At 53.7% G+C, this 15,113-nt stretch carries 11 protein-coding genes and 4 pseudogenes; 5 read left to right on the top strand and 10 right to left on the bottom strand.

Translation table 11 applies throughout. The features are described 5' to 3' along the window. Positions 1-93: 93 nt before the first annotated feature. The 5 genes and pseudogenes from ACZ89R_RS02220 to ACZ89R_RS02200 all read right to left on the bottom strand — a co-directional run. Positions 94-1,086 (bottom strand): annotated as a pseudogene (locus ACZ89R_RS02220) (PDC sensor domain-containing protein); the annotation flags it as partial. Between the two features lie 442 nt (positions 1,087-1,528). Further along, positions 1,529-1,789 (bottom strand): DUF3237 family protein, encoded by a 261-nt coding sequence (locus ACZ89R_RS02215; protein ID WP_429546858.1) that lies wholly within the window; start codon positions 1,787-1,789, stop codon positions 1,529-1,531. 48 nt (positions 1,790-1,837) lie between these two features. Then, the gene (locus ACZ89R_RS02210; protein ID WP_429546859.1) at positions 1,838-2,941 is read right to left on the bottom strand and encodes a polyamine ABC transporter substrate-binding protein; all 1,104 of its coding nucleotides are present in this window, start codon (positions 2,939-2,941) and stop codon (positions 1,838-1,840) included. A 38-nt stretch (positions 2,942-2,979) separates the two neighbouring features. After that, on the bottom strand, positions 2,980-4,317 hold the full coding sequence (locus tag ACZ89R_RS02205; protein WP_429546860.1) for an alginate export family protein: 1,338 nt from the start codon (positions 4,315-4,317) through the stop codon (positions 2,980-2,982). A 118-nt stretch (positions 4,318-4,435) separates the two neighbouring features. Next, complete coding sequence (locus ACZ89R_RS02200; protein ID WP_429546861.1) at positions 4,436-5,698, bottom strand: serine hydrolase domain-containing protein; 1,263 nt, start codon at positions 5,696-5,698, stop codon at positions 4,436-4,438. A gap of 285 nt (positions 5,699-5,983) precedes the next feature. Between ACZ89R_RS02200 and ACZ89R_RS02195 the strand changes: the two are divergent. Further along, positions 5,984-6,099, top strand: a pseudogene (locus ACZ89R_RS02195) (transposase); the annotation flags it as partial. Between the two features lie 287 nt (positions 6,100-6,386). Here the strand turns inward: ACZ89R_RS02195 and ACZ89R_RS02190 are convergent. From ACZ89R_RS02190 to ACZ89R_RS02180, 3 genes are all read right to left on the bottom strand, one after another. Next, the gene (locus ACZ89R_RS02190; protein WP_429546862.1) at positions 6,387-7,754 is read right to left on the bottom strand and encodes a glutamine synthetase family protein; all 1,368 of its coding nucleotides are present in this window, start codon (positions 7,752-7,754) and stop codon (positions 6,387-6,389) included. Between the two features lie 70 nt (positions 7,755-7,824). Then, entirely contained in the window at positions 7,825-9,225 is a 1,401-nt protein-coding gene (locus tag ACZ89R_RS02185) for an aspartate aminotransferase family protein (protein WP_429546863.1), read from the bottom strand. A 284-nt stretch (positions 9,226-9,509) separates the two neighbouring features. Further along, on the bottom strand, positions 9,510-10,295 hold the full coding sequence (locus ACZ89R_RS02180) for an SDR family NAD(P)-dependent oxidoreductase (protein WP_429546864.1): 786 nt from the start codon (positions 10,293-10,295) through the stop codon (positions 9,510-9,512). Between the two features lie 97 nt (positions 10,296-10,392). On the opposite strand from ACZ89R_RS02180, the gene ACZ89R_RS02175 reads away from it, so the two are divergent. Then, positions 10,393-11,298, top strand: coding sequence for a LysR family transcriptional regulator (locus ACZ89R_RS02175; RefSeq protein WP_429546865.1), 906 nt, complete (start codon positions 10,393-10,395; stop codon positions 11,296-11,298). 60 nt (positions 11,299-11,358) lie between these two features. Next, positions 11,359-11,541: pseudogene (locus ACZ89R_RS02170) on the top strand (IS256 family transposase); the annotation flags it as partial. 267 nt (positions 11,542-11,808) lie between these two features. Here the strand turns inward: ACZ89R_RS02170 and ACZ89R_RS02165 are convergent. After that, a pseudogene (locus tag ACZ89R_RS02165) lies at positions 11,809-11,952 on the bottom strand (transposase domain-containing protein); the annotation flags it as partial. Positions 11,953-12,522: 570 nt separating this feature from the next. Between ACZ89R_RS02165 and ACZ89R_RS02160 the strand changes: the two are divergent. Next, positions 12,523-13,254, top strand: coding sequence for a helix-turn-helix transcriptional regulator (locus ACZ89R_RS02160; protein ID WP_429546866.1), 732 nt, complete (start codon positions 12,523-12,525; stop codon positions 13,252-13,254). Between the two features lie 131 nt (positions 13,255-13,385). Here ACZ89R_RS02160 and ACZ89R_RS02155 read toward each other — a convergent pair whose 3' ends face one another. After that, positions 13,386-13,997, bottom strand: coding sequence for a LysE family translocator (locus ACZ89R_RS02155; RefSeq protein ID WP_429546867.1), 612 nt, complete (start codon positions 13,995-13,997; stop codon positions 13,386-13,388). 424 nt (positions 13,998-14,421) lie between these two features. On the opposite strand from ACZ89R_RS02155, the gene ACZ89R_RS02150 reads away from it, so the two are divergent. Then, complete coding sequence (locus tag ACZ89R_RS02150) at positions 14,422-15,111, top strand: acyl-homoserine-lactone synthase (RefSeq protein WP_429546868.1); 690 nt, start codon at positions 14,422-14,424, stop codon at positions 15,109-15,111. The last annotated feature ends 2 nt before the right edge of the window (positions 15,112-15,113 follow it).

Below are 15,113 nucleotides of genomic sequence, written 5' to 3'. Positions count from 1 at the left end.
GTTGTCGGTGCTGTCTTGGGCAGATCTGGCCGCCGCCGCCCGCAACTCGGTCATAGAGTCCTTGAGCCGGATGACGATAGGCTGCAACACATCAAGAAAAGCGTTTAGCCCGCTGGCCACCCCGCCCAGTTCGTCGGCACGGGAGTAATCCAGGCGCTTGACCAGATCGCCCTCGCCACGGGCCAGATCGTCGGCCATCCGCGACATTGCCTGCAGTGGTCGCACGATGCTCCGGGACGCTAGCCAGATCACCACCAGTCCAAATACCGCCAGCGCCAAACCTATCAGCACTTCCTTTTGCACGGCAGCGAGCAGGTGCTCATTCATCGCTTCGTGCAACTTAAGCAGCGGTGCGAACATCTGCTCCGAGGGTAGCTTGACCACAATGCGCCAAGGCTCGGCCCCGGGAATGGGTGAGAACCTCTGATTGACGAGCAAATCCTGCAGCGGTCGTGATTGTCCTGGCAATAATGCGGAAGACTCCACGCCAGGTTCCTTGAATCGACCGCCCAGTGCATCCTTGTCCAGCGTACTGCCAGCAACCAGTCCAGAGGCGCTGACAATCCACACATCCCCAGCCTGCCCCGGCAAGCCTGCCTTGGCGGCCAGGGCTACGACCTGAATCTGGCTTAACTGAATGTCGATACCCAGCACCGCCACCACGCGACCGTGATCGATCACTGGCAGGGTCAGCGAGGTCATGAGTATCGGACTGCCAGAGGCATCATCGAGATAGGGATTCAGCAGACAAGGCTGCGTCGTTCGTAGTGGGCAGTCATACCAGATGCGGGATGCCTTGCCGTCGGCCATGGGCGTGTCGTCGACAATGCTCTTTTCTTGCACCGTGACTTGCTCCATCTTCCCGCCGCTCTGGCGAAACCAGACCGGTGCAAAACGCCCCAGCTCGTTGCTACCCAGTTCGCTCTGTCCGGCAAAGCGCGCGTCCTGCCCGTCGAAAGCATTGGGCTCGAAAGCGACATAAGTGCTGATAAACGTCGGATTGGCTTGCAAGCTGGCCTGCAACTGCCCGGTGATGTAGTTCCTGGCATGCTCTGGTGTCAGCGCCCCACCACGGCTCAGCGACATGATTCGCATGACCTCCGCTGATGAGGCTTCTGCGACGCGCAGGGCATCGCGGAAAAACACCTGGACGCCAGAGGACTGGAAACGAACGGACTCGGCCACGCGCGCCTCGATATTCTGGGTCAGGCTGGCAGAGGTCAGCCCCTCGGCACGCTGACTCAAGCCACTCATTTCATTGAGTGCGGTGCCGATCAGGGCTAAGGCCAACAGTGTCAGGCATAGCCCGACCAATACAATAATTCGGGCTCGTAAAGTGACAAACATGGTGAGTCTCCTGTGCCGAGCGGCCACACAAAAAAATGGCGACATGCCTGTCGCCGATCAGAAGAAGAGCCCGTCACACCTCCTTGCACTGCCTGTCATCCACACGCGTCCGACCGGCGATGCGCGCCAGCGACGAGGGTTAACAGAGGCCGTACTCAACAGCAGAGGTGAATCTCGGGCATCAATAGAAGCGATAGCAGCGAATCACTACCTGACTTGCGTTGGGGTAATGCACAGGGCGCACCAGGAAGAAATCCTCGCCCCCGGCCAGCACCTGACCATTGAAGTCCAGCCCTTGAAAATCCCCGCCCAGAATTGAGTAGTTGCAACGCATTCCATCTTCGCTCTCCCCCAACATCAGCCCATGGCCGATATCGACGCACAGGGTCAGCACCCGCTGCAGATTGGGAGCAGCGCCCATCAAATCCAATGGTTCAGCCATGGCAAACACTCCTGTGTGGCCCGGCGCAAAAGCACCGGGCCACGATGATCAGAAATTGGTCTTGATGCTGGTCCAGATGCGAGTGCGGATCCGCTCCATGGCTGGCGGCATGGGCCGTAAAGCGAACAGGGTTTTGCGCGCTTCGTCCGGCACATACATGTTGGGATTGTTACGGATGTCGGCGTTCACCAGCACGGTGGCATCCTTGTTCGGGTTGGGGTATCCGATCTTGTTGCTGATCCGGGCGATCACATCCGGGCGCAGGATGTAATTGATGAACTCGTAGGCCTCCTTGGTGTGGGGGGCGTTAACCGGCACCATCATCACGTCTGACCACATCGGCGCACCTTCCTTGGGTAACGCCATTTCAACCCTCACACCCTTGCCCGCGGCATCGGCCAGCTGTTTGGCCAGTGCCACGCCGCCCGACCAGCCCACAGCGACGCAGATGTCACCGTTGGCGAGGTCCATGCCGTAGCGCGACGAGTTGAAGTAGGTGACGTAAGGACGAATCTTCATCATTGCCGCCTGAGCCTGCGGGTAGTCCTCGCGTTTCTGGCTGTTGGGATCGAGACCCTTGTAGTGCAACGCGATGGGCAATATCTCGTTGGCTGCATCGAGAAAACCGACGCCACAACTGGCCAGCTTGCTGAGGTTCTCTTCCTTGAAAATCATGTCCCAGGTGTTCATCTGAACATTGGCGCCCAGAATCTGCTGGACCTTGTCGACGTTGTAGCCGATCAGCGTGGTGCCCCACAGGTAGGGCGCAGCGTAGCGGTTGCCGGTGTCACCCACCGACTCCAGGGATTTCATGAACTCCGGGTCCAGATGCTGCCAGTTCGGCAGTTGGCTGCGGTCCAGAGGCTGGACAGCACCCGCCGCGATCAAGTGACTCAGGTTGGTGCTGCCGGGGTAGACCACATCATAGCCAGAGTTGCCGGTTAGCAGTTTGGACACAAGGGTCTCGACGCTGTCGAACACGTCATAGATCGGACGGATCCCGGTTTCCTCCTGAAAGCTCTTGAGGATCTCCGGAGGCAAGTATTCGATCCAGTTATAGATGCGCACCGTGCGCTCTTCAGCCAGGGAAACGCCCGCCGTCAGCAACGACAGTGCAACGGACAACAGGGTGTTGCGTACATGCTTGTTCATGGTGAAACACTCCTACGCGGCCGCGGGGCTCGCGACACTTAATAGCGGTAGGTGAAGTACAGTTCCAGCGCGCTGAATTTCTGATCATCGCCGAATACTTGCTTGGCAGCGGCCAGCGGCTTGACCCAGTTATACGACAGTGACGTATAGAACGACGGAGTCGGCGTCCAGTCGAGGAAAACCACGCTCTCATCGGCAAAGCGCCGATCGCTGACGGGGGCGCCCATGTAGTTTTTCTCGTCCAGCCAGAACTGATAGTGAATCGCACCGAGGGTCAGCGTTGGGTTCAGGTGAGTTTTGAGTGAGAACTGCTGAACGTTTTCGTTGCTGTTGAACAACAGATAGTTACCAACAACATCCCCCACCAGCCAGGTGCCCCAATCTACGAAGCCTTTGCTCAGAGGGTCCCAGGCTTTCTGGCGATTGTCGGTGATGTTGTCATCGCCGGAAAAACTGGCGTAGCGATAGCCGATGACCGGCGTCAGAGGCAAGCTATTAAACGCGTAGTCTGCCTGGCCGTACCAAGCGTTGGCATCGTAATCGACACCCTCGCCGCTGCCTTTCTCCAGCGCGTATTCGGCGTTGAGCGTCAGGGCGGACACGCCTGGCAACTTGGCGTTGAGTGCCCTTACGTTGTACACCAGCATTCCGTCCCGGAATCGAGGGGCGGTGCTGCCCTTGGGGCCCAGCGCATGAACTTTCATCGCCATGGCACCCAGCGTAACCTGGTCGTCGAGGTTGTAATCCAGGTTCGCGCCCGTCATGCGGAAGTCACCCAGATCGTCGTCGGTTCGCAAGGTGAAGGCCTGGCTCTTCAATGCCCCATGATCCCAGGCGAGGATGGCCGAATCCTTGAAGGCGGTTCTGGGGCCAAGCCAGTAGGCGCCGTCCTTGAGCTGATCGAGGTTGCCGTCCATGACGATGAAGCCAGTACCAATCATGTAGTTCTGGCGCCCGGCAGTCAGTGTCCATTCCCCAGCGCGGAAACCACCGTAGAGTTCTTCGGCGGCCACATCACCGTCAGAGCTGCGCGTAAAGCCGCCGGCATCGCCATCGCCCAAGGTCGTCGCCGCCACGAGCGAGCCGCCGGCCAGCAGGCTGACGTCAGGCTGCAGCGAGTAGTCCAGCTTGATACCTGGCTTCACGTAGAACTCCTGCCAGTCAATTTCCGTGCCGCCATTTTTGCCGCTGCGCACATCGACGCGGCCACTGCCAAAGTTGACGTTGCTGGTGGAAATAGTCGCCCCCCCGGCGCTGAGATTGACCTCACCCTTGAGGTTGCCGTCCTCGAAGGTGTAGCCAGCCAACGCAACGTGGGTGATCAGGGGTGAGCCGAACGCTAAGAGCGCTCGAGAGAAACGCGTCATCGAAACCATATGAAGCTCCTGTGTGATTATTGTTGTTACAGGGCAGTGAAATGGCGGCGCAGTGCGCCGCCAACACCTGGCCGAGCCAGGCGAATAGGACGCAAATTTCTTGTATTTATGGGGCGTTTCAGTCGCTAAGGTGCGCAGCAATGGCACGCAGCATACGCACGCTGTCAGCATCGAATTGGCTGACGGCGTCGGTCAGCGATGACTGCTTGACGATCACCACACCGGACGGCTTGTCGACAAACAGGTATTGGCCGTGAATACCACCCGCCATAATCGCCTGGCTGTGATCGTTGAAGACGTACCACTGGCTGCGATAGGAAGCGCCGGGGGTCCAGTTGGAGAAGTCGGAGTCTTGGGCGTAGATCGCTGGATCGGCACCGGCGAAGAGACGTGCGACCGTCTCGGTCGACAGCAGTTGCAGTCCATCCTGGTGACCATCGTTGGCCAGCAGGCGGCCGAAACGCGCCATGTCACGCAAAGTGGCGCTGAAACCGGCACCGGCGACGCTGCGCCCCCAAGGGTCGGCCATAAAGTAGCCGTCACGCTCACACCCCAATTGGCTCCAGATTTCTTGCAGTAACTGATCGCAGGCCTTGCCCGAGGCGCGCTCCATGACCCAGGCCAAGGCTTCGGTAGTGGCGGTCACGTAATGAAAAAAGCCACCGTGGGTGCCGCGTTTTTTTAGAGACGGCAGGTACTGGTACAACGACTCGAACTGGGCGTATTGCGCAGGTGCAGGCTGAAAACCGCAGGCATAGCCGTATTGCGAACTCTCCGAGTTGGGGTCGTCATAGACTTCGCTGTAATCAATGCCCACGGCCATGTCAAACAGCTGGCGTACGGTGGCATCACCAAACGCGCTGCCCACCAACTCAGGCACGTAATACGCTGCGGGCAACGCTGGGTTGAGTAAACCGTCACAGACCAATTGCTCACCGAGAGTGCCGATCAGTGACTTGGTCACCGAGAACATGATGTGCCGGTCTCGAGGCTGCTGACCGTTGAAGTAGCGCTCGAACAGCACGGTGTCGCCCTGCACCACCAAAAATGCATCGGTCTGACTGGCCGCCAGGTGATCGATGACGCTAATTCCCAGACCACACTCACTGTCGAAGTGCAGCTCATCCAACGCTTGTGGAAATTCTTGCAAAGTACTGACTGGCCCGGAACCGGCCTGCACATCAATGGAGGGACGCAGACGCGCCAGATTACGAAAACCCCACTGACTGAACGGCGGGCGCATCCAATTGTTCCAGGTGACGCGGCGTTGCGGCTCTGCCGGGAAGCCCTGCATAAGCAAAGGCGCTTGGCACGCGTCGAATGACGATCCATTAGTCTCGATGTAAAGACTGGCCAGTGAAGGCACGGTGTTCTGATTCATCGGGTTGACCCTGAAAATGACTCTGCATTCGAGCAGATGCAGAGAAATAATTACCCGATATTTTAATTTAGTCAATAAAACATTTTTCTCGATTAAATTTAGCTAATCACTCAGCGCGGACCTACCCTCCTCTGATGTCGCGTGTCACCGCCCGGTAAGTGCGCAACTCCTGAAAGCGGCCTCAAATCCCGCCCTCGCCAGCAAGCCATTGAGTAGCACCCTTCCAATCGGCCAGGGTTTCGTAGACATCTCCAGGCCTTAAATTGAGCACAATCTGGAGGTGCCATGGGCAACCCGCGATATACCGAAGAATTCAAAACCCAGCGGTCAATCAAGTGACCGAAAAGAAACAGCCTGTAGCTGATGTAGCGGCGCGTCTTAGCGTGTCGACGCATAGCCTCTAGCCGAGAGCTTTTTCCAGCTTCTAAAACAGGAGCGTATAAGGCGGAAAATCTAAACCACGCGGCAAGATGCGCATGCGATCTGTGCCAGAGGCTGGCATGCCACAGCAGTTGCTGCGAACACTGGCTCGCCATGAGTCATAAGGCATCCAGTGCGCTCGCAATCGCCATCCTCCAACGATAACCCAGCGAAAATCGGGGGTTATACACCGGGCGGCCTCACTGTTAAACCGCCTGAGTCGTTGCCGTCAGCGATCCATCTTGTAGTCCCGCTGACAGACCAACACTCATGCGTGAGTGAGGTACCAGCGCCAGTCCTGCTCCCCTACTTCAGCGTTAAATTTACGGTACTCGCGCCACTTGATCGCCAGAAACACCTTTAGGAATTCGGCTCCCAGCGCCTCACTTGCCCAAGTTGAACGTTGCAACGCCTGCAACGCTGTAAGCCAGTCGGTGGGTAGAAATTCGGTCGCCTGCTCATAGCCATTGCCTTCAATCGCCGCGCCGGGATCGCTTTGATGTGTGATGCCGTAATGAATGCCCGCAAGTACTGCGGCGGCGGCGAGATAGGGGTTGGCATCAGCACCGCAAATGCGGTGTTCGATGTGCCGACTTATCGCGGGGCCGCCGGGCACGCGGAACGATACAGTACGATTGTTTACTCCCCAACTTTTGGCCAGCGGCGCATAACTGCCGGTCTGGAACCGGCGATATGAATTGGCATGGGGGCAAAATATAGCCAGCGAGTCAAACAAGGTCGCCATCATCCCGCCAATTGAGTGACGCAACAGCGGCGTACCCTGTGGGTCATCGCTCGCATACAGATTGTGACCCTGCTCGTCGGCCAGACTGACGTGCAAATGCATACCGCTACCGGCCTGATCGCTGAATGGCTTGGCCATGAAGCACGCTTGCAGTCCATGCTGATTGGCCACACCTTTGACCAAGCGTTTGTAACGTACGCCTTCATCAATTGCTTGGAGTGCGTCGAAACGATGCTCTAGAGTCAACTCGACTTGGCCTGGAGCATACTCGGAGATCGCAGTACGCACTGGCAGCCCTTGTAGCGCGCAAGCAGCATAGAGGTCATCAAGAAACGGTTGAAGCTGCTCTAATTCGTATATGCCATAAACCTGCGGTGCATGAGGGCGTTCGCCGTTGGTCTGCAACGCTGGCTGCGGCCGACCGTTGACATCGCGTTGCTGGTCCAGCAGGTAAAATTCCAATTCAACTGCCATTACCGGATGAAATCCATCGGCTCTCAGCCGCTCGATGGTATGCACCAGTACGTGTCGCGGGTCGGCCGGAGCGGCGGGAGTACCTTGGGTTGGGTGCATGCTGACCTGCACTTGGCCTGTGGGATTGGTGCGCCAAGGTTGCAAGGTCAAGCTTCCCGGTAAGGGGTAGGTCCAGCAATCGGCGTCAGCGACATCCCAGATCAAGCCTGTCTCGTCGACGTCTTCACCCTGTACGGTCAAGGCGAGAATGGAACTTGGCAGCGGCCGACCGTTTTCGTATATCGCCAGTAGTTCGTCGCGATGCAACAGTTTGCCCCGAGGAACGCCATTTGCGTCGATAAGAAACAACTCGATGCTCAGAACTTCAGGATGGGCGGCCAAATAATCTTCGGCCTGTTTTTTATCAGCAAATTGCATATCAATCCTCTTAGCACTCATTGAAGCGCCTTGGCAATATTTGAGAAAGGTGGAGTCTTCAGTTGACCAACTATTTAGGTATGACCCGAGCCCCAGGTATGACAAGCAGCGTGGTTAGCGCGTTATCCAACTCAACGAGCAGCCTGTCGATATCCGATGAACTTGTCTGTGGACAGCACAGGGTCATGTTGTGAAAAGGTGTGATCAGAATCCCACGATTGATGAGGTAGAGATGCAGAGCCATCTGTAGGCTGTCATGAAAAGCTGCCTCGGCTTGCGCCCCGGTTCTCGGCGGGGTGGCACAGAATTGAAACTCACACCGCGCCCCTAACTCTGTTACCGACCAATTTAGTTGGTGCTGCTTGAACAAGTAGCGAAATCCCTTAGCCAATCCTAATGCGAAGTGCAACATGTTCTGATAGGCAGACTCTGTCATGACCTCTTCGAGATTGGCTCGCATGCAACGCATCGCCAGCGCGTTGGCAGACAGCGTCGTTCCCATACCACTATGGCCATGCCCGCCGCTCTCTTCACTAACGGTCTTCTGCACGTCGTGCATTGCCAAAGCAACTTGCTCGGTAACGCCAAAGACAGCGCAGGGCACGCCACCTGCGATGGGTTTACCCACCACAAAAAAGTCGGGTTTCAAATCCCATTGGCGAGTGCATCCACCGATGCCGGTAGAAATAGTGTGGGTCTCATCAATGACCAGCAGGCTGCCATATTCAAGGGTCAACTCTCGACACTTTTGCATGAATCCCGGATCGGGCAGGACCATGCCTATGTTCGTCATCGCCGGCTCACACATCAGCGCGCAAACATCGCCCTGGGCTAAAGCAGCCTCTAGTGCGGCGACATCGTTGAAGGGGATAGATCGACTGTATTGGGTCAAGTCGTAGGCTTGACCCACAAGACCTGAACGGTGCACTGTTTTGCCCTCGCGGTACCGTACCATCACGTCATCCACCGTGCCGTGATAACAGCCGTCGAACACCAGCAACACATTGCGTTTGGTGATAGCTCGCGCCCAGCGCAGAACATAACGATTGGCGTCAGTAGCATTGGCGGTGACCTGCCAATAAGGCAGCCCAAATCGCTGAGCCAGCAACTCTGCGCAGACCACCGCGTCTTCGCCAGGAAGCATCGTCGTTAAGCCGTTATTCGCCTGCTCTGCGATGGCGCGGGCAATAGGGTCCGGCGAATGGCCAAACATAGTGCCTGTGTCGCCCAAGCAAAAATCAATGTACTCATGATCGTCAACATCTGTGAAACGTGCACCTTTGGCACGCTGGACGAAGAGCGGTGAAGGCATAGACCAATCGCTCATCCAGTGCATGGGAACACCATTGAACAGATTAGCCTTAGCACGCTTGCCCAACGCCATTGACGTTGGGTTATTTTCAATGAAGAGGGCACGCTCGGAGGCGGTAAAGGCAGCAATCGCTGATTCACTAATTCCACTGTTCGACATCATCAAAACCCTATGTTAATTATCAAATTAATTAAAAGTCGTTACCGTTCAGATAGGAAACAATCCATCGCCGTATTCATTCCCCCTATCAGTTTCTGAATGACGTATTAATGCTGCTCAGTGAACTTAACTATTATTTGATATATCGCGGTAATAGCCGCCACCCCACCTAGGATCATTCGTTGATCGCTAGAAAGCATTCAAAGTTAATAGCCAGCTTGAGTAGATCAAATTCTCTGTTTTTACTTTCGGCCAAAAGAGAATAAACCGTCCGTTTCCTGACCTCAGGCTTGAGGGGCTTTGTTCTCCACCAGACAGTTCCCGCCATCCACTACGATGACTTCACCCGTGATGTAACTGGATTCAGGAGACGCCAGAAATGCAACCGCCGCAGCCACTTCGCGAGGACTGCCTGCCCGCCCTATTGGGGTGAAGCGCCCCGCTTCTGCTTCAACGGGGGAGGTTGACCCCGTGGTGATCCAGCCGGGAGCAACGCTGTTTACGGTGACCCCCAGCTTGGCTACTTCAAGTGCAAGCCCCATGCTCATGCCAACCATCGCGGCCTTAGCGGCGCTATAAGCCGCTTCGCCCGGATTGCTGCACCTGGTGCCCGTGGTGGAACTGATATTGACAATGCGCCCGTAATTTCGCGCCCTCATACCGGGCAGAACCGCTCGGGTGAGAAGAAAAGCTGTAGTTAGGTTTCTTGCCAGTGAAACATTCCACTCACGCAAATCCATAGCTGCCAATTCCGAAAAAGGCTCTGGGCTTCCTTGCATGGACATACCCGCATTATTCACCAGAATATCGACCTTCCCCCAGACTGACTCTGCCCACATGCCGAATTCGCGCACCTGACTTTCTTCGGTGAGGTCAATTGGCCGGCCTTCAACTTCAAACCCTTCGAGGCGTAGCTCTTTAACCCGATCCGCGATGCGGTTGCTGCTGGCGGTGACGATCAACTTCGCCCCAGATGCACCTAGCCTGCGAGCGGTCGCCATACCAATACCTGCTTCACTTCCGGCACCACTGACAAGTGCCACATGCCCCCTAAAATCGGTATTTAACATGGTGGCCCCCACGTACTTAATTTGTAATAGGAGTGGAAATTAGGCTAATAAATCTGATAAATAAAGACGTTCATTATCAGAAAATTTGACAACCACAATGGCGTTTACCAGCGAGTCACTTAAAGTTTTCCTCTCGGTCGTGGACAGCGGCTCCTTTTCCGCCGCCGCACGAAAATTAGGCCGGGTACCCTCCGCTATCAACATGGCGGTGTCACAGCTTGAAGCAGAGCTGGATCTCTTGCTTTTTGACCGATCAACCCGCAAAGCCATTCCTACAGCAGCCGCCAAAGCACTTGAGCCCCAAGCAAGACAGGTCGCGAGCCAGTTAAACCTGCTGGACGCGCATGCCCTCCAGCTTCATCAGGGGTTGGAGGGGCGCTTGATCCTTGCGATGGCGCCGGAGCTGCAAACAGGCGTATGGAATCGCCCGCTGTCAATTATCGCCAGAGAGTTTCCTACGCTTGAAATCGAGATTCGCTCCGCTTCCCATCCGGAGGCGATTCGCATGCTCCATGAAGGGCGTGTGCAATTGGCGCTTGGATTTGAACGACCAGGGCTTGATGAGCGGGAGACGTTTCTTGAAGCGGGAAGCCAGTTGTTAGTAGCAGTTGCATCTCCAGATCATCCGGCGGCCGCCGGCAAGAAAAGCCCTTTAGGTGAAGAGCAACTGGCGACCATTCGACAGATCATAGTAGCTACTGGAGGACCTGCAGACTCTGACCCACGTGTTGTGCTGTCGCGGCGGATTTGGCTCAGCGACAGTTATCTGGCAACGCTGGATCTGGTGCAGCAAGGATTGGGCTGGGCTTATCTTCCACAACCGCTGGTACAACCTCTGATCACTTCGGGCGCATTGACGGAGGTGGTGTTTGACTACATGCCGAGTCAGATGCGGTTATGGGTCGATATCATCTGGGTAAAGAACCGACCTCTGGGGCTGGGAGCGAGTCGTTACCTGAGTCTGATGCGCGAAATTGTCGAGGGCGAGCCTCGTCGTGTTTGAGGAGTCAAGGGGGTGTCAGAAATTTTGTGTTCGGGCATAACATGAGAAAGAGGTGCATGTATGCCAACCAAGAAGAAACCCGAGTTGCGAGAGCTACCGAAATTCCCGAAAGAGCTGCTCGAGCAATTCACCGATGGACCGATGACCGCTGAAGCCATTGAGGACGCCTCTGCGGCGTAAAAGAAGGCTTTGATCGAGAGAGCCCTGAATGCTGAACTCGGTCACCACTTGGGCTATCCGCCGACACACAGTTCCAGCGTCTGCGCTACACTTGTTTGGGCTCGGCGCTTCCTGAGGCGGCTACGAAAGCCTGATTACCGTCGCCGATGCCACGGATCGCGACAGTGCTGCGGATCGTTCATTGAATCCGGTGTAGCGGTTGCAAATCGGGCTTGAGGATGTCGAGGCGTTGAGGACACAACAATGGCAACTACGATACTTCCTTCCTCTTGAACAAAGCGGAAGCGCCGATTCCGTGCAGGTGCGTCGGCTATTTGAAGTTTAAGATCCTTATCCGTCATTCTTGAGCGTTCTGGGTAAGCTCGACGTCCACCTATGCGGCAGCAACTGATCGATTTTACTCGCCCGCTGCGACGGCAGACGTGTAAGGACATCTTTCAAATAAGCATACGGATCATGCCCGTTGAGCCGCGCAATGGTCTCTTGAAAGACTTGGAGTAAGAACGACGCTGTGGCTGCATGAAATACCCGCTTAACTTAAATTTAAGTGCACACCATGTCCTGGTCTTACGGGGCTGGGTAGGTGACTTGGCCGGACGGGCCGTTGTGATCGTCCTAGTTATTCTTTCGTTTGTCGGTCTTGTATAGCCTTAGCTGCTAAGCACATCACTGAATCATCTGTTTGGTGCTAACAGCTTTTGAAGTGCCAGGGCGGAATACCCGAAGATGCCTCTGTGAGACGCCTCAAGCGTTGCACAAACGCAAAAAATGCCACTCGATTGAGTGGCGTTTTTTGTGAATCCAGGACTGAAAAACATGACTCCAACCTGGTTATTGTCTTCTTTGAAAACCCAGAGAGCTGAGACGATTCTGGTGCTGACTGCAATTGAAAAACATTCTTGTCATTATTCACGACCGATGATATAAATCGCATACACCCCAATTAACAGCAAGCCATATTTAAAGTAAATACCCTAATTAAAGTAAACAATCTAATAACAGTCAGCCCTGACAAATCAATATACGCTATCGAGCCCGCCAACCATGCCCAAGCTCATCTCAAGCCAAAGCATTTTCAGTTTAATCAAAGAGGTTGAGAACACCATCCCGGGTGCGAGCAAAGAAGAATACGTTGAAGTGCTGGGATGGATATTTGGCATATTGGGAATCCATAAATTCGCCTATGTTCACCTGGAGCCTACCCCTTTCGAAAGCTCAAAAATCTCCATTCACAGCAATTATCCGGCCGAATGGGTAGACACTTACCGGAAAAATGCTCTCTACAAGTCAGACCCTGTGATGGCGAACTCTGCTATTACATCAAGCCCCTTTTTCTGGGACGAAATTCCGGAAGCAACGGATAGCAACAGCGAAATATTCGAGCAATCGGCAACCTATGGGATCCAGCAAGGTTTCAGTATCCCTATCCATGAACCAGGTAGAGCGTTTGGTTCGGTTCATCTCACTTCAGAAGATAACGATCCTGATTTTTCACCCAATGTCCGATCGAACATGCTCATAATAAAAACCCTCAGCCTCCTTGCCCACCAGTATCGCCCGATAGAAATCAGTACCGAAAACCCCTTAAAACTGAGTCCCCGGGAAATCGAGTTCTTGCACTGGCTTTCCCTTGGAAAAAACTACAAGGAAATAGGCCTGATAATGAATATAACCGAACGAACGGTAAAATTTCACGCCAAGCAAATGACAGAAAAACTGGACTGCATTAATGTCAAACAAGCGATGATCAAAGCACTACAATTAAACCTCATTTAGCACTTATACTCCTCGCATCATTCAGCACCTACAACTGCCTACTTCCGGCACTTTGTCCCGTACTGCCATAGCACCCATCACCCAATGTTCCCACCTGGCGCTAAAATCAGGATAGACAGCGCCTCTAAGACTCAAGCAAATACCACTTGCGAAGCAATATTGAAAAGCATTCCGAATGCGAACAGGGCAATCACCACAGAGATTGCCCTGTTCACAAGCCGCCCGGAAACAACTGAATGCAACTTGCGCCCAAAGTAAGCTCCCGTTGCGACCCAGACGAGCCCGACTGGAAATATCACCATCGAAAACAATGATATGAATGACACATAACTGTCCATTGCCAAAAATGTTCCGACTGGCGCAACAAAAGACACAAAAAACAATCCTTTGGGATTTGTCAGCGTAGCCACAAAAAGCGCGGGTACTGAAATGCCCGCTGCCGTTGAAGACGCATTACCTTTTACCGAAAACCACAGCTTCAACGAAATATAAAATAGAAAACACACCGCGAAAATTTTTGTTGCAATAACAACCCACGAATAATCAGCGACAAGGAGATCGATGGAAATTCCCCACATCGTAATCTGGATGACATAAGCCAGCCATTCTGCAGCAATAAGCCTGAAAGAGTGCCCATTCAGTCCTCTACTTATTCCGGATTGCAGCAAAAGCGAATTGGTCGGTCCTGGAACCAGTAAGACAGTCAACAATGAAAGCGCAATATAATACATAAGTTCATCCATGCCAGAAGCCAAGGCGGCTTATATTTTTTGAAGGCAACTCAGTCCCTTCCCTAGGTATCTGATACCAGGACTGACAATCGTTTAGAGCGCTATCACACTGCAGAAAAAATCGCGGTTCCGACCACCCTGGCAAGGATTCCACGATATAAATAAATGCCCTTCTCATTGAAGAAAGCAAAAAGCTTGCGTCAGAAAATAACGCTCCCACACTTGTATTGCCATTTGATTACGTAGCATCCACCAACCCAAGTGACATTAAATCGCCACCCCACAACCCTCCTGCCACTGAAGTACAGAATCGCCAAAAATCCAAACATCCGATTAAACAACACATATATCAAACTCAATACTGTACTTTAGGACAGTTGCAATACTTTAGTGCAACGTTAACAGTAGACTTCCCACGCACAACCAAGAAAACCCAATGATGAATTCTTTTCCATGCACCTATCGGTTTTCCGATGTATGCACCAGTATCGGAAGCTACTCAAAGATCCCATCGAGAATCCTGGAACAAATACTTTTCATCCGTAAAATAGCGTTCATTGATAGAAAAAAATGGGACATTAAAAGCTATTGTGGTAGCGATTACGAATCGGATGAGTACGACAATTCCGATGCAATTTATATCTACTCTCATCATGGCGAATTAGTGACTGGTTGTGTTCGACTTCGCCCCTCCAGCAAGCCAACACTGATCTCCGGGGCATTAAGCTTCCTGCTGACAACAGGAAAGACCAGACCTCACTTAAAACATTGCTGGGAGGCAACAAGATTTGCACTATCGACCGACAAATCATCAAGCGGAAAACTAACTAAAGCCAACATAGATTTTCGCACGGCCGCTCTTTTTCTGTCAATGATAAAGTTCGCCACTCAACAAAGCGTGCACACATATGAAGTTGTCGTAGATACCATGATGGAAAAAATTCTAAGACGCTCCGGATGGGCAGTGGACAGACGAAATGTTGCATTGGGAACGAAGGGGGAAAAAATCATTTACGGCACTCTGGCGTGCACACCAACAACCTATGAAGAGGTACTCAAGAAAAATTCCATCAGCAGATCATCCATATATGATGACGCGCTCACCCAGTCGCTTATGACATGCTAAGC

Source organism: Pseudomonas sp. TE3728 (assembly GCF_056279145.1).
This window is presented reverse-complemented; position numbering and strand designations above follow the sequence as displayed.